General features: G+C 74.8%; 15 protein-coding genes. 14 read left to right on the top strand and 1 reads right to left on the bottom strand.

Annotation, left to right across the window (positions count from 1 at the left end; all coding sequences use genetic code 11):
* Position 1: 1 nt before the first annotated feature.
* From mftF to ligA, 5 genes are all read left to right on the top strand, one after another.
* Positions 2-1,639 (top strand): mycofactocin biosynthesis glycosyltransferase MftF, encoded by a 1,638-nt coding sequence (gene mftF / locus FRAAL_RS25545; RefSeq protein WP_011606931.1) that lies wholly within the window; start codon positions 2-4, stop codon positions 1,637-1,639.
* Positions 1,636-2,838 (top strand): cysteine desulfurase family protein, encoded by a 1,203-nt coding sequence (locus FRAAL_RS25540; RefSeq protein WP_011606930.1) that lies wholly within the window; start codon positions 1,636-1,638, stop codon positions 2,836-2,838. Before mftF ends, FRAAL_RS25540 begins: the two co-directional genes overlap by 4 nt.
* A 69-nt stretch (positions 2,839-2,907) precedes the next feature.
* Complete coding sequence (gene mnmA / locus FRAAL_RS25535; protein ID WP_011606929.1) at positions 2,908-3,966, top strand: tRNA 2-thiouridine(34) synthase MnmA; 1,059 nt, start codon at positions 2,908-2,910, stop codon at positions 3,964-3,966.
* Positions 3,967-4,028: 62 nt separating this feature from the next.
* Entirely contained in the window at positions 4,029-5,102 is a 1,074-nt protein-coding gene (locus tag FRAAL_RS25530; RefSeq protein ID WP_011606928.1) for a methionine synthase, read from the top strand.
* Entirely contained in the window at positions 5,099-7,414 is a 2,316-nt protein-coding gene (ligA, locus tag FRAAL_RS25525; RefSeq protein WP_011606927.1) for an NAD-dependent DNA ligase LigA, read from the top strand. Before FRAAL_RS25530 ends, ligA begins: the two co-directional genes overlap by 4 nt.
* Before the next feature lie 34 nt (positions 7,415-7,448).
* Here ligA and FRAAL_RS25520 read toward each other — a convergent pair whose 3' ends face one another.
* Positions 7,449-8,159, bottom strand: coding sequence for an ACT domain-containing protein (locus FRAAL_RS25520; RefSeq protein WP_050997251.1), 711 nt, complete (start codon positions 8,157-8,159; stop codon positions 7,449-7,451).
* 340 nt (positions 8,160-8,499) lie between these two features.
* Here FRAAL_RS25520 and gatC point away from each other — a divergent pair, with 340 nt between their 5' ends.
* From gatC to serA, 9 genes are all read left to right on the top strand, one after another.
* Positions 8,500-8,796 carry an Asp-tRNA(Asn)/Glu-tRNA(Gln) amidotransferase subunit GatC gene (gene gatC, locus FRAAL_RS25515; RefSeq protein WP_011606924.1) on the top strand — a complete coding sequence of 99 codons (297 nt, stop codon included), beginning with the start codon at positions 8,500-8,502 and terminating at the stop codon, positions 8,794-8,796.
* Positions 8,797-8,809: 13 nt separating this feature from the next.
* Positions 8,810-10,369: an Asp-tRNA(Asn)/Glu-tRNA(Gln) amidotransferase subunit GatA gene (gatA, locus tag FRAAL_RS25510; protein WP_011606923.1), complete on the top strand. Its 1,560-nt coding sequence runs from the start codon at positions 8,810-8,812 to the stop codon at positions 10,367-10,369.
* 112 nt (positions 10,370-10,481) lie between these two features.
* A complete protein-coding gene (locus FRAAL_RS25505) occupies positions 10,482-10,775 on the top strand; it encodes a hypothetical protein (protein WP_041939772.1) in 294 nt (97 codons plus the stop codon).
* Positions 10,776-10,818: 43 nt separating this feature from the next.
* A complete protein-coding gene (gene gatB, locus FRAAL_RS25500) occupies positions 10,819-12,336 on the top strand; it encodes an Asp-tRNA(Asn)/Glu-tRNA(Gln) amidotransferase subunit GatB (RefSeq protein ID WP_011606921.1) in 1,518 nt (505 codons plus the stop codon).
* Positions 12,337-12,921: 585 nt separating this feature from the next.
* A complete protein-coding gene (locus FRAAL_RS25495; protein ID WP_041939771.1) occupies positions 12,922-14,757 on the top strand; it encodes a penicillin-binding transpeptidase domain-containing protein in 1,836 nt (611 codons plus the stop codon).
* A gap of 237 nt (positions 14,758-14,994) precedes the next feature.
* On the top strand, positions 14,995-16,860 hold the full coding sequence (locus FRAAL_RS25490) for an acetolactate synthase large subunit (protein WP_083866922.1): 1,866 nt from the start codon (positions 14,995-14,997) through the stop codon (positions 16,858-16,860).
* Positions 16,861-16,900: 40 nt separating this feature from the next.
* Positions 16,901-17,425, top strand: coding sequence for an acetolactate synthase small subunit (gene ilvN / locus FRAAL_RS25485; RefSeq protein ID WP_011606917.1), 525 nt, complete (start codon positions 16,901-16,903; stop codon positions 17,423-17,425).
* A gap of 169 nt (positions 17,426-17,594) precedes the next feature.
* A complete protein-coding gene (gene ilvC / locus FRAAL_RS25480; RefSeq protein WP_011606916.1) occupies positions 17,595-18,587 on the top strand; it encodes a ketol-acid reductoisomerase in 993 nt (330 codons plus the stop codon).
* A gap of 275 nt (positions 18,588-18,862) precedes the next feature.
* Positions 18,863-20,455, top strand: coding sequence for a phosphoglycerate dehydrogenase (gene serA / locus FRAAL_RS25475; RefSeq protein WP_011606915.1), 1,593 nt, complete (start codon positions 18,863-18,865; stop codon positions 20,453-20,455).
* Positions 20,456-20,492: the final 37 nt, after the last annotated feature.

The raw sequence follows: 20,492 nt of genomic DNA, 5'->3' as shown, positions 1-20,492 counted from the left end.
GGTGACTTCTGAGCCGGCTCGGGTGGCACTGCCGGCCGCGTTCCGGGTGCAGTGCGATCCCGGCCTGGCGGTCCTGGCGCCGGCGCCCGCCGCCGCGGCGGACGGCGGGATCGTGCTGCTCGGCGGGGCGCCGCTGCGGCTGATGGCACTGTCCGCTGCCGGTGCGCGGGTGTTCGCGGCGCTGCGTGGCGGCGCCACGGTTGGTGCGGCCGGACCCGGTGCGGGGTTGTTGGCGCGCCGGCTCGTCGACGCCGGGCTCGTTCATCCGCTGCCGCCGCGCCGCACGGCGCCGGTGGACACGCCCACCGCGGATGCCGCGGTCGCCGGAGCCGCCGAGCCCGCCGGGGTTGCCGGAGCTGCCGGGGTTGCCGGGACCGGCGGCGGCAGCGAGGTCGCCGGCGCCGGCGGGGTCACGGCCGTCATTCCGGTCCGGGACGGGGCCGGGCGCATCGGCGCGCTGGTCGGCGCACTGCGCGGGCAGTGCACAGAGGTCGTCGTCGTCGACGACGGCTCCCGCGATGGCACCTCGGCCGAGGCCACCGCCGCCGGTGCCCGGGTGATCCGGCACGACCGAGCCCGCGGCCCCGCGGCGGCGCGCACCGCCGGCGCCCGGGCCGCCCGCACCGAGCTGATCGTCTTCTGCGACTGCGACGTGCGGCCCACCGCCGACTGGCTCGACCGCCTCATCGCCCACCTCGCGGACCCGGCGGTCGTCGCCGTCGCGCCGCGGGTCGCCTCGCCGGTGCCGCCGGCGTCGCGCGCCGGCCTGCGGGAACGCTACGAGGCGGGCCGCTCCCCGCTCGATCTCGGGCCGTGGCCGGCGGCGGTGCGCCCCGGAAGCCGGGTGTCGTACGTGCCGTCGGCAGCGCTGCTCCTGCGGCGGGCGCACGCCGCGTTCGACCCGGCGCTGCGCTTCGGTGAGGACGTCGACCTGGTGTGGCGGCTCGTCGGCGCCGGCCACAGCGTCCGGTACGAGCCGACGGCGGTGGTACACCACGATCCGCGGCCGACCTGGTGGGCCTGGGCACGCCAGCGTCACGGCTACGGCTCCTCGGCGGCGGAGCTCGCCCGGCGCCATCCGGGACCGCTGCGGCCGGCCCGGGGAGCGGCGAGCGCGGTGGCGGCGGTGGGCCTGATGGCGCTGCGCCGGGACCGGGGCGGGGCCGCCGTGGTCGGCGCCGTGGCCGCGGGCTCCGTGGCGCTGACCACCGCCCGGCTCGCCCGCCGGCTGGGCCGCACCGACCGTCCCGGCCGCGCCGCGCTGGCCCTGACCGTGCGGGGGCGCCGCCACGCCCTGCTGGCCGCCGCCGAGACATCCCGGCGAACCTGGCTGCCCCTGCTGGCCTGCGCCGGCACGCCGGGTCGGCTGGTCCTGGCCGCGGCGACGCTGCCGTTGGCGCACGAGTGGTGGGTGGCGCGCCCGGCGGTCGGCCTCGTGCCGTACCTGCTCCTGCGCGTCGCCGACGACGCCGCCTACTGCGCCGGCGTCTGGTCCGGCTGCCTGCTGCGGGGCCACCTCGAACCGCTGCTCCCGGTGGCGCCGTCGGTCCCGCGCCGCGGGCAGGCGGGCGGCCGGGGCGGGGGCGAGATCGGCGCGGCGACGTCGCCCGGCCGCGCGCGACTACCCTCTACCGTGTGACCTATCTCGACCACGCGGCGACGACGCCGATGCGACCGGAAGCGCTCGCCGCGTACGCCGCGGTGCTCGCCGACACCGGCAATGCCTCGTCGTTGCATGCCAGCGGCCGCCGGGCCCGCCGCATCGTCGAGGAGTCGCGCGAGACGCTGGCCGGCGTGCTGGGCGCCCGGCCGTCCGACGTGGTGTTCACCGGCGGCGGCACGGAGGGCGACAACCTCGCGCTCAAGGGCCTGTACTGGGCGCGGCGGCGGGCCGAGCCCACCCGGCGCCGGGTGCTCGTCAGCGCGGTCGAGCACCGGGCGGTGCTGGACACCGTGCAGTGGCTGGGCGCCGAGCAGGGCGCCGAGGTGGAGCTGCTCGACGTCGACGCCGCCGGCATGGTGCACCCGGACACCCTCGCCGCCGCCCTGGAGCGCGATCCCGCAGCGGTGGCCCTGGTCTCGGTGATGTGGGCGAACAGCGAGGTCGGCACGGTCGAGCCGGTCGCGGAGCTCGCCGCCGTCGCGCATCGGCACGGGGTGCCGTTCCACACCGACGCGGTGCAGGCGTTCGGCCAGATCCCCGTCGCGGTCGGCGAGGGCGGGCCCGACGCCATCACCGTCAGCGCCCACAAGATCGGCGGGCCGGTCGGGGTCGGCGCACTGGTGGTGCGCCGCGGCCTCGTGCTGGAGCCGTTGACCCATGGCGGCGGCCAGGAACGCGACATCCGCTCCGGGACGCTGAACACCGCCGGGGTGGCGGCGTTCGCGGCCGCGGCGGCGACCGCCTGCGCCCAGGCGCCCCGGGAGGGCGCCCGGTTGGCCGCGCTGCGCGACGACCTCGTCCGCCGCGTTCAGGAGAAGGTGCCGGGCGCCGTGCTCAACGGCGCTGCGCTCGGTGGCGCGCCCGGCGATCCGCAGCGGTTGCCCGGCAACGCCCATCTCACGTTCCCCGGCTGCGAGGGTGACTCGCTGCTGATGCTGCTCGACGCGCGCGGCATCGAGTGTTCGACCGGTTCGGCCTGCTCGGCGGGAGTAGCCCGACCCTCCCACGTGTTGCTGGCCATGGGGGCTGGCGAGGAGCATGCGCGAGGTTCGCTGCGCTTCTCGCTCGGCCACTCGTCGCGCGCCGCCGACGTGGACGCGCTCGTCGAGGCGATCGGGCCGGTGGTGGAGCGGGCGAGCCGCGCCGGCGCGCTCGCGGGGATGACCGGCGCCTGATCCGCGCCGCGAGCGCGGCGTCGCCGGAGGATTCGGGGAACCGAGGGGTTCTGGGGAGGTGCAGGTCTGATGCGGGTGCTCGCCGCCATGTCCGGCGGGGTCGACTCCGCCGTCGCCGCCGCGCGGGCCGTCGACGCCGGCCACGACGTCACCGGCGTCCATCTCGCCCTGTCCCGATCGCCCGAGTCGGACCGGACCGGCGCCCGGGGCTGCTGCACGCTGGAGGACGCCCGCGACGCGCGCCGCGCCGCGGACGTACTGGGCATCCCGTTCTACGTGTGGGACCTGGCCGAGCGGTTCGAGACCGAGGTCATCGACCAGTTCGTGGAGTCCTACGCGGCGGGGCGCACCCCCAACCCGTGCGTGCGCTGCAACGAGCGGATCAAGTTCGCCGCGGTGCTGGACCGGGCGCTCGCCCTCGGCTTCGACGCCGTCGTCACCGGCCACCACGCCCGCCTCGACCCGGACGGCACGCTGCGCCGTTCCGTCGACCCCGCCAAGGACCAGTCCTACGTGCTCGGCACGCTGCGGCCCGAGCAGCTCGGCGCCGCGCGCTTCCCGCTGGGCGACTCCACCAAGGCGCAGGTGCGCCGGGAGGCGGCCGCGCGCGGCCTGGCCGTCGCCGACAAGCCCGACAGCCACGACATCTGCTTCATCTCCGGCGGGGACACCGGCGGCTGGCTGCGGGAGCGGATCGGCTCGCGGCCGGGGCCCATCGTCGACTCCCGGACCGGGCAGACGCTCGGCGAACACGACGGGACCTTCGCCTTCACCGTCGGTCAGCGCCGCGGCCTGCGCCTGGGGCACCCGGCGCCGGACGGGCGCCCCCGCTACGTCCTCGACATCTCCCCGGTGACCTCGACGGTCACCGTCGGCCCGGCGGAGGAGCTCGACATCCGCCGGCTGGTCGCCGACCGCGCGGCCTGGCCGCACGAGGGCGTGGTGACCTGCCAGGCCCAGGTTCGGGCGCACGGCGGGGTCGTGGCCGCCGAGGCCGAGGCGCGCGGCGACGATCTCGTCGTCACCCTCGACACGCCGGTGCGCGGGACCGCGGCGGGTCAGGCCGTCGTGCTCTACGACGGCGACCGGGTGCTCGGAGGGGGTCACATCCGCGTCACCGCCGCGTGAGCGGGCGGCGGGGCTGGGCGGGGAGCCGGGCGACGTCGGCCACAATGGCGGGATGAGGTCCGATGAGCACTGAGGCCGGCCCCGCGCCGCTGTGGCCGGCCGGCGCGGCCACCGGGGTGGGTTCGCTGCCGGGCACCGACCCCGTCGATGCCACGAAGTCGGTGTTCGACGAGCTGCCGGACCTGCCGCACCTGCCGGAGCTGCCGGCCCGCGGGCCCGGCGCCGCGATGATCGGCCGGTCGGCGGCGATCCTGCTCGACCTGCCCGTCGACCTGCAGCCGGCCGGTTGGCGGCTGGTGCCCCGCCCGGGTCTGGACCTGCGCCGTTCCCGGGACCTGCTCCGGCAGGATCTGGACGCCCTGACCGACGTCGCCGCCGACTACTCCGGGCCGCTCAAGGTCGCCGTGGCCGGGCCGTGGACGCTGGCCGCCGAGATCGAGCTGCCCCGCGGGCACAAGGCGCTGTCCGACGCCGGCGCCACCCGGGACCTCGCCGACGCACTCGCCGCCGGTCTGGCCGACCATCTCGGCGACATCGGCCGGCGGGTGCCGGGCGCGCGGCTGATCGTCCAGCTCGACGAGCCGTCGCTGCCGCTGGTGCTGGCCGGTCGGGTGCGTACCCCCAGCGGCTTCTCGGTGGTGCCGGCTGTCGAGGAGGGCCTGGTGGTGCAGCGGCTGCGTGCCGTCGCCGACGCCACCCGCGCGCTGCCCGGCGTCGCCGGGGTCGGGGTGCACTGCTGCGCGGCGGACGTGCCGCTGGCGGCGCTGCGCGACGCCGGGGTGGATTTCGTCGGCCTCGACGCGGCCCTGCTGACCCGCGCGCAGGACGACGCGGTCGGCGAGCTCGTGGAGGCCGGGGTGCGCCTGATCGCGGGCCTGATCGCCACCGGCGCCTCGGTGCCCACCGGCGGCTCGGTGGCCACCGGCGGCGGGTCGGCGAAACTGTCGGACGTCCGCCGTACCGTCGAGCCCGTCACTGCACTGTGGAGCCGGCTCGGATTCCGGCCCGAACAGCTCGGGGAGGTGGTCGCCGTGGCACCCGCGTGCGGCCTTGCGGGATTCGACGTCGGCGCGGCCAGGGCGGTCATGCGGCACTGCCGCCGGGCGGGCCGCGCCCTGGTCGACGCGCCGGCATGAACGCGCCACCGGGCTCCGGCGACGCGGCTGCGTCCGCGCTCGAGGCCGCGTCCCAGGCGGAGGCGTCCGAGGTGGAGGCGTCCGAGGCGGAGGCTGCCTCCGCGGTCGAGGCTGCGTCCGCGGTCGGGGCCGGGGGCGCGGTGCAACCGGCCGTCGCCGCCTCCGTCGCGGACCGGGCCCGCGCCGCCGAGCTCGCCCGCGAGCTGGACGAGCACGCCTACCGGTACTACGTGCTGGACTCGCCGACCGTCTCCGACGCCGAGTACGACCGGCTGATGCGGGAGCTCACCGCGCTCGAGGAGCACCACCCCGAGCTGCGCACCCCGGACTCGCCGACGCAGAAGGTGGCCGGGTCGTACTCGACCCTGTTCACCCCCGTGGAGCATCTCGAGCGGCTGCTGTCGCTGGACAACGTCTTCGACGACGACGAGTTCCACCTGTGGGCCGCGCGCGCGGCACGGGAGACCGAGGTCGACGGCTGGTTGTGCGAGCTGAAGATCGACGGGCTCGCCGTGGACCTGGTTTACGAGGAGGGCCGGCTCGTGCGCGCGGCGACCCGCGGCGACGGGCGTACGGGGGAGGACATCACGCCCAACATCCGCACGCTGGCGAGCGTGCCGACCCGGCTGCGCGGGGCGAGCGTGCCGGAGCTGCTGGAGGTCCGCGGCGAGGTCTTCTTCCCGACCGAGAAGTTCGCCGAGCTCAACGCGTCGTTGGTGGCCGGCGGCGGCAAGCCGTTCGCCAACCCGCGCAACGCGGCCGCCGGGTCGCTGCGCCAGAAGGATCCCCGGGTCACCGCCACCCGCCCGCTCGACATGATCGTCCATGGCCTGGGGGCGCAGCGCGGGTTCGACGCCGCCTCCCAGTCCGCGGCCTACGCCCGGTTCGCCGAGTTCGGGCTGCCCGTCTCGACCCACTTCGAGGTGCTGGCGTCGGTGGGCGACGTGCTGGCGTTCATCCACCGCTGGGGGCGGGCCCGCCACGACGTCGAGCACGAGATCGACGGGGTGGTCGTCAAGGTCGACGCGTTCGCGTTGCAACGCCGGCTCGGGTCGACGTCGAAGGCGCCGCGGTGGGCGGTGGCCTTCAAGTACCCGCCGGAGGAGGTCACGACGAAGCTGCGCGACATCCGGGTGAACGTCGGCCGCACGGGCCGGGTGACCCCGTTCGGCGAGCTCGAACCGGTGCTCGTCGCCGGCTCCACGGTGGGCCTGGCGACCCTGCACAACGTCGACGAGGTCGGCCGCAAGGGCGTCCTGATCGGCGACACGGTCGTGCTGCGCAAGGCCGGCGACGTGATCCCGGAGATCGTCGGCCCCGTCGTCGACCTGCGCGACGGCACCGAGCGCGCCTTCGTCATGCCCACCCACTGCCCCGAGTGCGGCACCGAGCTGGTGCGACCCGAGGGTGAGGTGGACATCCGCTGCCCGAACACCGACGCCTGCCCGGCGCAGCTCCGCGAGTTGATCTTCCACCTTGCCTCGCGGAACGCGCTGGACATCGACGGCCTCGGCTACGAGACGGCGATCGCCCTGCTCGAGGCCGACCGGGTCGGCGACATCGGCGACATCTTCCACCTGACCCCGGAGTCGTTCGAGGGACTGCGCGGCTTCGGTCAGAAGAAGATCGACCAGATCCTGCGCGGCGTCGAGGCGGCCCGCCACCGGCCGCTGTGGCGGCTGCTGGTCGGTCTGTCCATCCGCCACGTCGGGCCGACCGCGGCGCGCGCGCTCGCCCGGGAGCTGCGCTCGCTCGACGCGATCGCCGCCGCCCCCGCCGAGCAGCTCGCCGCCGTCGAGGGCGTCGGTCCGAAGATCGCCAGTGCGGTGGTGGACTGGTTCGCCGACGCCCGCCACCGCGACATCGTCGCCCGCATCGCCGCGGGTGGCGCCTCGCTCGCCGACGCCGGGGCCGCGGAGGGCCCCCGCCCGCTTGACGGCGTCGCGGTGGTCATCACCGGGACGCTCGACGGCTGGAGCCGCGACTCGGCGACCGAGGCGGTGCAGGGCCGCGGCGGCAAGGTCACCGGCTCGGTCAGCAAGAAGACGGCCTTCGTCGTCGTCGGCGCCGATCCGGGGGCGGCCAAGTACGACAAGGCGCGCAGCCTCGGCGTGCCGGTGCTCGACGAGGCCGGGTTCGCCGTGCTGCTCGAACGGGGCGCGGACGCCGCGCGCGAGCGTGCCGTGGCCGCCGACGCCCCGGCTGCCCCGGCCGCGCCGGACACCTCGGGTGGCCAGGGCGCACCGGACGTCGACTCCGCCCGCCGGGCGCAGCGGGCGCAGCGGGCGCAGGATGATGCCCCGCCGGGGTGACCGGGGCGGGGCGCCGGCGGGGGCGCCGTCGGCGTCAGGGGCGGTCCGTTCTGCTCAGGCTCGCCGCGATGCCGGCGAGGTGGGCCAGCCGATCGATCTCGGAGGGGCGGAAGGCCGGGCCACCCGGGCGGCCGATGAGGATGACCAGCCGGTCGCCGCCGACGGGCGCCGCGGCGAGTTCCATGCTGACCGCCTCCCAGCGAGGCGGGAAGGTGCCCTCGGCCGGCCCGATCCGCCGCGCGCGGTCCAGCGGCAGCCAGGGCAGCGGTAACCGCACCCGCTCGGGCACCCCGAGGTCGTCCCCGCCGAGGGTGGGCGCGCCGACCGAGGTCTCCCGCACCCGCACGTCGTCGGCGCCGACGTGTTCGAGCAGCACCGCCCAGTCGGCGTTGAACACGCCCGGGGCCAGTTCCGTCAGGGTCGCCGGGGCGTCGAGGGGCCGCTCGGTCAGCGCGTCGACGAGGTCGAGGTCGCTGGCCACGCCCCCGCCGTCGGCGAGGAACGGCCGCAGCGACTCGACAACCACACCCGGTACCGAGTGGGCCGCGCTCATCGCCCGGTCCGCGAGTCCGCCCGGCGGCAGCATGACGAGCAGGTCGTCCACCGCCCCGGCGGCGGTGCGCTCCACGACGGTGACGCTGACGATGTCGATGCCGGCGGCGCCCAGGGCGGTGGCGACGGCGCCCAGGGTGCCCGGGTGGTCCGGCAACACGACGCGGAGCAGGTACGACATGTAGTTGAGCATGCACAAAGAGTGTGTCGTCGGCATGGCCGACCGGTCACGCCGAGATGACGCGCCGCGCCGCCACCGACCAGGTCAGGGGCCCGGCGGGCGGCGCCGACGGGCCGCCCGCCGCCTGCGCGGGGCCGGCGCGGCCGCCAGGCCGGCGGGACGGGGTCCGTCCCGGTCGCGCCGCGGCCCGTACCATGACATGACGTCGACGCGGCGAAGCGTCCGGTCCGGTTCTCCCCCCCGCGGCCAGCCTCCGGGCGGCCCGGAGTCCCCGGCTTTTCCGGCTGCCGCCCGCGGCACGCACGACCAGTCACGGGCCTCGTGCCCACCGCCCACGAAGGGGCCACACGCAATGGGGATCACGCGGGACGAGGTAGCCCATCTCGCCCGGCTGTCGCGGATGTCGGTGACCGACGACGAGCTCGACGCGCTGGCACCGCAGCTCGAGGCGATCCTGTCGGCGGTCGCCCGGGTCGCCGAGGTCGCTGCGGCGGACATCCCGCCGACCAGTCACGCCGTGCCGCTGACGAACGTATTCCGCCCGGACGTCGCCCGCCCGTCGCTGCCCGCCGCCGAGGCCCTGGCCGGCGCCCCCGCCACCGAGGACGGCCGCTTCCGGGTGCCCCGCATCCTCGATCCGGACGAGTGAGGTCGCCGCCCGCATGACGGACCACCCGACACCCTCCACCCCGACCACCGTGACCGCCGCGACCGCGCCGGCCACTCCGGTCGCCGCGGCCGACGTCGTGCACCTGACCGCCGCGGCCACGGCGGCGGCGATCGCCGCGGGCGAGCTGAGCGCCGTCGAGGCGACCCAGGCCGCACTCGACCGCATCGCCAAGGTCGACGACACCATCCACGCCTTCCTCCACGTCGACACCGAGGGCGCGCTGGCCGCGGCCCGCTCCGTCGACGAACGCCGCGCCGCCGGGGAGCGGCTCGGCCCGCTCGCCGGGGTGCCGCTGGCGCTCAAGGACGTCCTGACCGCCCGCGGGATGCCGACCACCTGCGGCAGCCGAATCCTCGAGGGCTGGCACGCGCCGTACGACGCGACCGTGGTGGGCCGGCTGCGCGCGGCGGACGTCGTCCTGCTCGGCAAGGTCAACATGGACGAGTTCGCGATGGGCTCGTCCACGGAGAACTCGGCCTACGGGCCGACGCGCAACCCGTGGGACACCACCCGCATCCCCGGCGGCAGCAGCGGCGGCAGCGCGGCCGCGGTCGCCGCCTTCGAGGCGCCGCTGGCGATCGGCACCGACACCGGCGGCTCCATCCGCCAGCCGGCCGCGGTCTGCGGGCTGGTCGGGGTGAAGCCGACCTACGGCGGCGTGAGCCGCTACGGCCTGGTCGCCTTCTCCAGCTCGCTGGACCAGGCCGGCCCGCTGGCCCGCACGGTCACCGACGCGGCGCTGCTGCACGCCGCGATCGCCGGCCACGACCCGCTCGACTCCACCAGCGTGGACGTGCCGGTGCCCGCGGTCGTCGAGGCGGCGGGCCGGCGCGACATCCGCGGCCTGCGGATCGGCGTCGTACGGGAGCTTGCCGGCGAGGGCTACGACCCCGGGGTGCAGGCCGCCTTCGCCGCCGCCGTCGAGACGCTCACCGAGCTTGGCGCCGAGGTCGTCGAGGTGAGCTGCCCGCACTTCACCTACGCGCTGGCGGCCTACTACCTGATCGCGCCGAGCGAGTGCTCGTCCAACCTGGCCCGCTTCGACGCGATGCGGTTCGGGCTGCGGGTCGGCGACGACGGCCAGGCCGGCGCCGAGGAGGTCATGAGCCGCACCCGCGAGGCCGGTTTCGGCCCGGAGGTGAAGCGGCGGATCATTCTCGGCACCTACGCGCTGTCCTCGGGCTACTACGACGCCTACTACGGCCAGGCGCAGAAGGTCCGCACGTTGATCAGCCGGGACTTCGCCGCGGCGTACGAGCGGGTCGACGTGCTGGTCTCGCCGACCACCCCGACCCCGGCGTTCCCGCTCGGGTCGAAGGTGGACGACCCGGTCGCCATGTACCTGTCGGACCTGTGCACCATCCCGTCGAACCTGGCCGGCGGCCCGGCGATGAGCCTGCCCGCGGGCCTGGCCGACGGGCTGCCGGTGGGCATCCAGATCATGGCGCCGCCGTTCGCCGACGATCGGCTCTACCTGGTCGGTGGGGCGTTGGAGGAGGCCCTGGACGCCCAGCGCGGGCACTCGCTGCTCGACGAGGCCCCCGCGCTGTGACCGGCCAGGAGGCGCGGACCGCCCAGGAGGTGCGGACCGCCCAGGAGGTGCGGACCGGCCGCCAGGAGGTGCGGACCGGACGGGGGACGGGGCAGGACGAAGGGGGTCGGCGATGGTGAGTCTGCGCAGCGGGCGGCAGGACCGTCTGCTGGTCGTCGTGGTCTGGCTGCTGACCGTCGTGGTGCTGGGCCTCGGCATCGCCACGGTGAACCCGATCCTGCTCGTCTGGGGCGTGCTGGGCCTGCCGGCCGCGGTGTTCCTCAGCTACGTGCACCTGCGCGACACCCGCCCGCCCGCCGGTCCCGCCGGTCCCGCCGGACCGATTGGCGCTGAGCCCGCCTCCGCCGAGCCCACCTCCGCCGAGCCCGGTTCCGGTGCCGGCTCCGGGGAGGACCCGCTGTCATGACCGGCCGACCCGCGCAACCAGCGACCCACGAGGAGAACCCCCGGTGAGCACTGCGGCTCCCGCCAGCGCGCTGCCCTCCTACGCCGACGCGCTCGCCCGTTACGAGCCGGTGATCGGGTTGGAGACGCACGTCGAGCTCGGCACCGTCTCCAAGATGTTCTGCGGCTGTCCCACGGCCTTCGGCGCCGAGCCCAACACCCAGGTCTGCCCGGTCTGCCTCGGCCTGCCCGGCGCGCTGCCGGTGGTCAACGAGGCGGCGGTGCGGTTCGCCGTCATGATCGGCCTCGCGCTGCACTGCGACATCGCGTCCTGGTGCCGGTTCGCCCGCAAGAACTACTTCTACCCGGACATGCCGAAGAACTTCCAGATCAGCCAGTACGACGAGCCGCTGTGCACGGACGGCTGGCTCGACGTCGAGGTCGACGGCGAGGTGCACCGGGTCGGGATCACCCGCGTGCACATGGAGGAGGACACCGGCAAGTCGCTGCACGTCGGCGGCGCCACCGGTCGCATCCACGGGGCGACCCACTCGCTGGTCGACTACAACCGGGCCGGGATCCCGCTCGTCGAGATCGTCACCGAGCCCGACGTCCGCTCGCCGGAGGTGGCCCGCGCCTACGTCGACGAGCTGCGCGAGCTGATCCGTGCCCTCGACGTGTCCGACGTGCGGATGGAGCAGGGCTCGCTGCGCTGCGACGCGAACGTCTCGCTGCGTCGGCGCCCCGCCCCCGGCGAGCCCGACGCGCCCTTCGGCACCCGCACCGAGACGAAGAACCTCAACTCGCTGCGGTCGGTGGAGCGGGCCGTGCGCTACGAGATCTCCCGCCAGGCCGGGCGGCTCGACGACGGCGAGCGGATCCTGCAGGAGACCCGCCACTTCGACGAGGCGTCCGGGCGGACGTCGCCGGGCCGGTCCAAGGAGGAGGCGACCGACTACCGGTACTTCCCGGAACCGGACCTGACCCCGCTGGCGCTGCCCGAGCAGTACGTCGACGAGCTGCGCGCCGGCCTGCCGGAGCTGCCCGCGGCGCGGCGCGCCCGGCTCGTCGCCGAGCACGGCTACACCGGGCGAGACCTGACGGACATGCGCAACGCCGGCGTGCTGGACCTGGTGGAGCAGACCGTGGCCGCCGGGGCGACCCCCGCCGCGGCGCGCAAATGGTGGCTCAACGAGCTGGCCCGTCGCGCCGCCGACGCCGGCAGCCAGCCGAGCGAGCTCGCGATCAGCCCGGCCGACGTCGCACGGATCACCGTGCTCGTCGCCGGCGGCGAGCTCACCGACGCGCTCGCCCGCAAGGTCATCGACGGAGTGCTGGCGGGGGAGGGCACCCCGGACGAGGTCGTCGCCGGGCGCGGCCTCGCCGTCGTCGCGGACGACGGAGCGCTCACCGCGGCGGTCGACGCCGCCATCGCCGCGGCGCCGGACATCGCCGAGAAGGTCCGCGGCGGCAAGGTCAACGCCGTTGGCCCCCTCGTCGGCGCGGTGATGAAGGCGATGCGAGGCCAGGCGGACGCGGCGAGCGTGCGCGGCCTGCTGCTGGAGCGCCTCGGCGCGTCCTGACCGCCGGGACGAGCGGGCCCGCAGCGGCGGGCCTGTTCTGCACGGTCGAGGAGTGGGCCCGGACCGCGGGGGGCCGGCAGGTTGCGGTGCGTTCTGCACGGTCTGAGCCGGCGGACCGTACTCGGCGTGCCGCATCCGTTGTCCCGTGTACCGCCCCCGGCGGCCGTCGCCGCGCTTGCCCGCCCGCCCGCGCCAACCCCGCGTCGGGCGCCTTCGTCGGTGACCGGGGGCTGCGGCGGGCCCGGGTCGTCGGCGACGCCGTCCGGGGCCGCTCCGGCCTGTGCGGGTCGCTCGATATGATCGCTCTCGCGGTCATCGTGGGGCCTTGCGCTTTTTCGTGGCCGACAATCCCGATTCGGGGGATGTCGCCCGGTTGGGCGTAGTCATTCGGGTTCGGGGTGTCAGGCGCGGGTGCCGAAGGTTGCCCCGGCGTAGCCCGGGCCCGGGAAGACCACGTTTTCCGTCCGTGTCGGACCCGCGTGTCGAGTTGCCGACGCCGACCGGCGCGTCGGATGCGCAGTGCCGGAGGCCTTCGTAGGGTGGGTCTCCGATCGGGCAGTCGTCTGCGAGGGGAGGCGTCTCGTCATGCCCCTCACTCCGTCCGGATTCACCGCGTCGACCTCGCGCCGCCGTGGCCGTGGCCGGCGCCGGGCGATCATCGCCGCCGTGGTGGTCGTCGTCCTGGCCGCCGCCAGCGGGGTCGGCTACATCCTGAAGAACCGGTCCGACGAGCGGGCGGCCGACCACCGGGCCCAGGCCGCGGCCGCGGCCTACCTCGTCGCCTGGCGAACCCTCACCACCACCGGCGGGACGGCGACCCGCACCCCGGCCGGCTCGGCGTCCGCGGCCGGGGCAGTCCCGGGCGGCGGGAGCGGCGCGGCCGCGTCACCGGCCGCGGCCGGTGCGGGTGCGGGTGCGGGTGCCGGAGCCAGCGGGTCAGCCGCGGCCGGCAACCGTGACGGGGCCGGTCGGGCCGCGGTGAGCGCGGTGACCGTGCCCGGCAGCATCGACGTGGCCGCCCTGCTGACCGCGATGGCCGACGTGCGGGATCGGCTCCTGGTCACCGGCGCCACCTACACCGCGGGGTCGATCGACCGCAACGGCACGACGGCGACCGCGCCCTACCTGGCCCGACTCGACCTGTCCGGCCTGCCGGCGCCGCTGGAGTACGCGGGCGTGCTGAACCTCGTCGACACCGGCCGGGGCTGGAAGGTCCGGGCGGAGCCGGCGTCCGTGCATCCCGCCCTGCGCCCCGGGCTGCACCTGGACCGGACCGCCTCGACCGGCCACCGCGGCGACCTGCTCGCCGCCGACGGCCAGCCGCTGCGCGACTCCGGGGACCTCGCCAGCAACCTCGTCGGCCGCACCGATCCGCTGTCCGGGTTGCAGCGCGTCTACGACGACCGGCTGCGCGCCCAGGGCGGCGCCGTGGTCGTGCGCGACGCGCGGGGCACCACCGTCCAGACGCTGCACACCTACCCGATGACCGACGGCGAGTCGGTCCGCACGACCCTCGACCTGCGGGTCCAGCAGGCCGCCGAGACGGCGCTCGCGACCGCCGCCCGACCCACCGCGGCGATGGTCGCCGTCGACACCCGCACCGGCGGCGTGCTGGCGCTGGCGAACCACCCGCCGAGCGGGGCGAGCCGCGCCGTGCGCGGCAAGTACCCGCCGGGCTCCACCTTCAAGATCGTGACGGCCACCGCCGCGCTGATGAACGGCAAGTCGGCGAACACCCCGCTGGACTGCACCCAGACGGTCAGCGTGGGCGGGCGGACCTTCCAGAACTCCGAGTCCGAGCAGTTCGGGCCCATCCCGCTGCGGACCGCTTTCGCCAAGAGCTGCAACACCGCCTTCATCCGGCTGGAGGAGTCGCTGCCGTCCGACGCGCTGGAGAAGGCCGCCGCGCTCTACGGCTTCGACGGCCGGGCGCCGCTGGACATCGCCAGCGTCGGCGGGAGCTTCCCGACCCCGCGCGACTCGGTCGAGTCCGCCTCGGCGTCGATCGGACAGGCCCGCATCGAGGCCTCGCCCCTGCAGATGGCGAGCGTGGCGGCGGCCGTCGCCAGCGGCACCTGGCGCCAGCCGTTCGTCACCGGCCAGCCGGCGCGCAGCAACGCCATCCCGCCCGCGGTGCTCCCGCCGCTGCGGGACTTCATGCGGGCCGTCGTCACCGAGGGGACCGCCGCGAGTGTGCCGATGCCCGGCGAGGTCCATGGCAAGACCGGCACGGCCGAGTACGCCGACGGCGACCCGCCGCCCACCCACGCCTGGTTCGTCGGTTACCGAGGTGACGTGGCCTTCGCCGTCGTCGTCGAGGACGGCGGCTTCGGCGCCGAGACGGCGGCCCCGGTCGCCGCCCGCTTCCTGACCGCGCTCGACGGCGGCGCGGTGGCCGCGCCCGGCTCCGGCGGCCGCTGATCCGCAGGTCGCGGCCCCGCCGGCAGGAGCTGCGGGGCGGCGACCTGCGGTCGCTGCTTGACGTACGGCCCGAACTCCGGCACGGTATGTCTGTGCACAGTCAGATTCTCGTACGTTCAGAGCGCGCGTAGTCGACGATCTCGACCCCGTGCGCCGCCCCTCAGTGCCCTAGGCACGAGGGGCTTTTTCGTGCCCAGCCCAGTTTCGTGATCCAGCACAGTTTCGTGATCCAGCCCCATTGCGCGCGCCCCCGCGTTCCGCCCGCCGAGACCACCCGCTGTCGCAGATTCCCGGCCTGTCAAGGAAGACGCCCAGATGACACGAGAGATCACCGGAGCCCAGTCGCTCGTCCACTCGCTCGAAGCGGTCGGAGCCGATGTGGTCTTCGGCATCCCCGGCGGCGCGATCCTGCCCGCCTACGACCCGTTGTTCGACTCCACCCGGGTGCGCCACATCCTCGTCCGTCACGAGCAGGGTGCCGGCCACGCGGCCGAGGGGTACGCGCAGGCCACCGGGCGGGTGGGGGTGTGCATGGCGACGTCCGGCCCGGGGGCGACGAACCTGGTCACCCCGATCGCGGACGCCTACATGGACTCGGTGCCGATGGTCGCGATCACCGGGCAGGTGGCCAGCGCCGCGATCGGGACGGACGCCTTCCAGGAGGCGGACATCTGCGGCATCACCCTGCCCATCACCAAGCACAACTTCCTCGTCCAGTCCGTCGACGACATCCCGCGGACGATCGCCGAGGCGTTCCACCTGGCGGGCACCGGGCGCCCCGGTCCCGTCCTGGTCGACCTGCCCAAGGACATCCTGCAGTCGGTCACGTCGGTGCTGCCGCACGAGATCTGGCCCCCCACGCTCGACCTGCCCGGCTACCGCCCGATCACCCGGCCGCACAACAAGCAGGTGCGGGAGGCGGCGAAGCTGATCAGCGCGTCCCGGCGTCCGGTGCTGTACATCGGCGGCGGCGTGCTCAAGGCGCGCGCCGCCGCGGAGCTGCGCACGCTGGCGGAGATGACCGGCATCCCGGTGGTCACCACGCTGATGGCCCGCGGCGCCTTCCCCGACTCGCACCCCCAGCACCTGGGCATGCCCGGCATGCACGGCTCGGTCGCGGCGGTGACCGCGCTGCAGAAGGCGGACCTGCTCATCACCCTCGGCGCCCGCTTCGACGACCGGGTCACCGGCCGGCTGGCCTCGTTCGCGCCGAAGGCCGCGATCATCCACGCCGACATCGACCCCGCCGAGATCGGCAAGAACCGGACCGCCGACGTGCCCATCGTCGGTGACTGCCGAGAGGTGATCAACGAGCTGATCGCCGCCCTGGCCGCCGAGCCCCGCCCGGAGCTCGACGCCTGGTGGCACACCCTGGACGGCTGGCGGCGCACCTACCCGCTGGGCTACGACACCCCGGCCGACGGCTCCCTGGCCCCGCAGCATGTCATCGAGCGGCTCGGCCGCATCTCGGGCCCGGAGACGATCTTCGCGGCCGGGGTCGGTCAGCACCAGATGTGGGCCGCCCAGTTCATCTCCTACGAGCACCCCTACACCTGGCTGAACTCCGGTGGCGCCGGGACGATGGGCTTCGCCGTTCCGGCGGCGATGGGCGCCAAGGTCGGCCGCCCGGACACCACCGTGTGGGCGATCGACGGCGACGGCTGCTTCCAGATGACCAACCAGGAGCTCGCCACCTGCGCACTGGAGGGCATCCCGATCAAGGTCGCGGTCATCAACAACGGCTCGCTCGGCATGGTCCGGCAGTGGCAGACCCTGTTCTACGACAAGCGCTACTCGAACACCGAGCTCGGCACGCACCCGGGGTCGCCGCGGACCGGGGTCAAGCGGGTGCCCGACTTCGTCCGCCTCGCCGAGGCGCTCGGCTGCGTCGGTCTGCGCTGCGACTCGGCCGCCGAGGTCGACGCGACGATCGAGAAGGCGATGGCGATCGACGACGCCCCCGTGGTCGTGGACTTCGTCGTCCACCCCGACGCCATGGTCTGGCCGATGGTCGCCGCCGGCGCGAGCAACGACGAGATCCGGGTCGCCCGCGATCTCGCGCCCGACTTCGACTACTCCGGGGACGCCGAGGTGAACCTGTGACGGCCCCCGACCCGACCCCCGACCCCAGGAGCGCGACGTCATGACCCGGCACACCCTGTCCGTGCTGGTGGAGAACAAGCCGGGGGTGCTCGCCCGGGTCTCCGGCCTGTTCTCCCGGCGCGGGTTCAACATCGAGTCGCTCGCCGTCGGCCCGACCGAGCATCCGGACGTCTCCCGGATGACGATCGTCGTCGCGGTCGAGGACCTGCCGCTGGAGCAGGTCACCAAGCAGCTCAACAAGCTCGTCAACGTCCTGAAGATCGTCGAGATGGACACGTCGGTCTCGGTGCAGCGCGAGCTGATGCTGGTCAAGGTCCGCGCCGAGGCGTCCGTCCGATCGCAGGTGCTGGAGACCGTCGCCCTGTTCCGTGCGAAGGTGGTCGACGTCGCCCCGGACGCCGTCACGATCGAGGCGACGGGCACCCGCGACAAGCTGGACGCCCTCATCCGGATGCTGGAACCGTTCGGGATCCGGGAGCTCGTCCAGTCCGGCATGGTGGCGCTCGGCCGCGGCTCGCGTTCGATCACCGATCGCAGCCTGCGCGCCGTCGACCGGTCGGCCTGACCGGTCGCCCCGTTCCACCCGTTCTGCCCGTTCCGCCAGTTCTGCCCGTCCCACTCGTTCCACCCGCTTCACCCGGCCCGGCCGGCCGGGGCGTCCCGGCGCGTCCCGCGGCGATCCTGGTCGGGCCGCGCCCGCACCTCCCATCACTCAACGAGGAGACACCCCCACGATGGTCGAGATCTACTACGACGACGACGCGTCGCTCGACGTGCTGGCCGGCCGCAAGGTCGCCGTCATCGGTTACGGCAGCCAGGGCCACGCGCACGCGCTGAACCTGCGCGACAGCGGCGTCGATGTGCGGGTCGGCCTGCCCGCGGACAGCCGCAGCCGGGCGAAGGCCGCCGAGGAGGGCCTGCGCGTGCTCACCCCGGCGGAGGCGTCCGCCGAGGCCGACATCATCATGCTGCTCACCCCGGACACCACCCACCGCAAGATCTACGCCGACTCCATCGCCCCGCACCTGAGCGAGGGCAAGGCGCTGGCGTTCGGGCACGGGTTCAACATCCGCTACGGGCTCATCGAGCCGCCGGCGGGCGTCGACGTGTTCATGGTGGCGCCGAAGGGCCCCGGCCACCTGGTGCGCCGGGTGTTCGAGGAGGGCAAGGGCGTGCCCGTCCTCGTCGCCGTCGAGAACGACGCCTCCGGCAACGCGCTCGCCGTCGCGCTGGCCTACGCCAAGGGCATCGGCGGCACCCGCGCCGGGGCGCTGCGCACCACCTTCACCGAGGAGACCGAGACCGACCTGTTCGGTGAGCAGGCGGTGCTCTGCGGCGGCGCCAGCGCGCTGGTTCAGGCCGGCTTCGAGACGCTGGTCGAGGCGGGTTACACCCCCGAGGTCGCCTACTTCGAGTGCCTGCACGAGCTCAAGCTCATCGTCGACCTCATGTACGAGGGCGGCATCTCGCAGATGCGCTACTCGATCTCGGACACGGCCGAGTACGGCGACGTCACCCGCGGTCCGCGCGTGGTCACCCCGGCCGTCAAGGCCGAGATGCGCAAGATCCTCGACGAGATCCGGGACGGCACGTTCGCCCGCGAGTGGGTCGCCGAGGACGACAACGGCCGGCCGAACTTCACCAAGCTCGTGGAGGAGGGCAAGCAGCACCCGATCGAGCAGGTCGGCGCCAAGCTGCGCCCGCTGATGTCCTGGATCGCCAAGTAGGTCGCCGGACGCCGGTGCCGGGCGCCGCCGCCGGATGGTGGCGGAGCCCGGCCGCCGAACGGCGAGGACAGTCGGACCACATCGCCGGGATCGCGCATTTCCGTCGGGACCGGTGCGCAAAGCGTTCGGCGGGCGCAGTCCGCGTCGGTAGGCTGGGCCCGCCGCGCCACCCGGCGCAGTCCACACGCTCACCACCGCCAGGCCGACGGCCACGTGATCACACCTCGTTCCGCGCGTCGCCTCCGGCCTGACCAGAGGTTGCTAGGAGAGGTCCTGTGCCCGTCGTACTCGTTGCCGAGGAGCTGTCGCCGGCCGGGCTGGAGGTGCTGTCCGGGGACTTCGAGCTTCGTCACGTCGACGGCGCCGACCGGTCGGCCCTCCTGCCCGCGATCGCCGACGTCGACGCCGTGATCGTTCGTTCCGCCACCAAGATCGACGCGGAGGCGCTCGCGGCGGCGAGCCGGCTCAAGGTCGTCGCCCGGGCCGGCATCGGCCTGGACAACGTCGACGTCGCCGCCGCCACCCAGCGCGGCGTCATGGTCGTCAACGCGCCGACGTCGAACATCGTCAGCGCCGCCGAGCACGCGATCGCGCTGCTGCTCGCCGTCGCCCGCCGGGTCCCGGCGGCCAACCAGTCGCTGCGCGGCGGGGAGTGGAAGCGGTCGAAGTTCTCCGGCGTCGAGCTGGTCGAGAAGACGCTCGGCGTCGTCGGCCTCGGCCGCATCGGCGTCCTCGTCGCGCAGCGGCTCGCCGGCTTCGGCATGAAGGTCATCGCCTACGACCCGTACGTGTCGGTAGCGCGCGCCTCCCAGCTCGGCGTCAGCCTCGTCGACCTGGACGAACTGCTGCAGCGCAGCGACGTGATCACGATCCACCTGCCCAAGACGCCCGAGACGCTCGGCCTGATCGGCGCCGACGAGCTCGCCCGGACCAAGCCCGGCGTCATCATCGTCAACGCCGCCCGCGGCGGGCTCGTCGACGAGGCGGCGCTCGCCGAGTCGGTCGCCTCCGGGCATGTCGGCGGCGCCGGCATCGACGTCTTCGTCACCGAGCCGACGACCGCGTCGCCGCTGTTCGGGCTCGACAACGTCGTCGTCACGCCGCATCTCGGCGCCTCCACCCAGGAGGCCCAGGACAAGGCCGGGCTCGCCGTCGCCCGCTCGGTGCGTCTCGCGCTGCAGGGCGAGTTCGTGCCGGATGCGGTCAACGTGCAGGCCGGCGGAGTGGTGGCCGAGGACGTTCGCCCTGGCCTGCCGCTCGCCGAGAAGCTGGGGCAGCTGTTCTCGGGCCTCGCCGGCGGGCTCGCCGCCGCCATCACCGTCGAGGTCCGCGGGGAGATCGCGGTCCACGACGTCTCGGTGCTCCAGCTCGCCGCGCTCAAGGGCGTCTTCACCGACGTCATCGAGGAGCAGGTCACCTACGTCAACGCCCCCCTGCTGGCCAAGGAGCGCGGCGTCGAGGTCGCCCTGGAGACCTCCGAGGAGGGCTCCAGGGACTACCGCAACCTGGTGACCGTCCGTGGCGTGCTCGCCGATGGCACCCCGGTGTCGGTCAGTGGGACCCTCGTCGGGTCCCGGCAGGTCGAGAAGATCACCGCCATCGACGGCTTCGAGGTCGACATCCGACCCGAGGCGCACCTGGCCTTCTTCCGCTACGAGGACCGGCCCGGCATCGTCGGCGCGGTCGGCGCCCTGCTCGGCGAGGCGAACATCAACATCGCCAGTGCTCAGGTGAGCCGGATCCAGGCGGGTGGGGAGGCGCTGATGTCGTTGTCGCTGGACGACGCGGTCGCCCCCGACATCCTCGCCGACATCGCGAAGATCATCGGTGCTTCCTACGCGCGCGCGGTCAGCATCCAGGCCGAGTAGCGATCCGGGCCGAGCGGCGCCGGACCGGCTGACCGGC

This window comes from Frankia alni ACN14a (genome assembly GCF_000058485.1).
In the GTDB taxonomy this organism is placed as follows: Bacteria; Actinomycetota; Actinomycetes; order Frankiales; family Frankiaceae; genus Frankia; species Frankia alni.
This window is presented reverse-complemented; position numbering and strand designations above follow the sequence as displayed.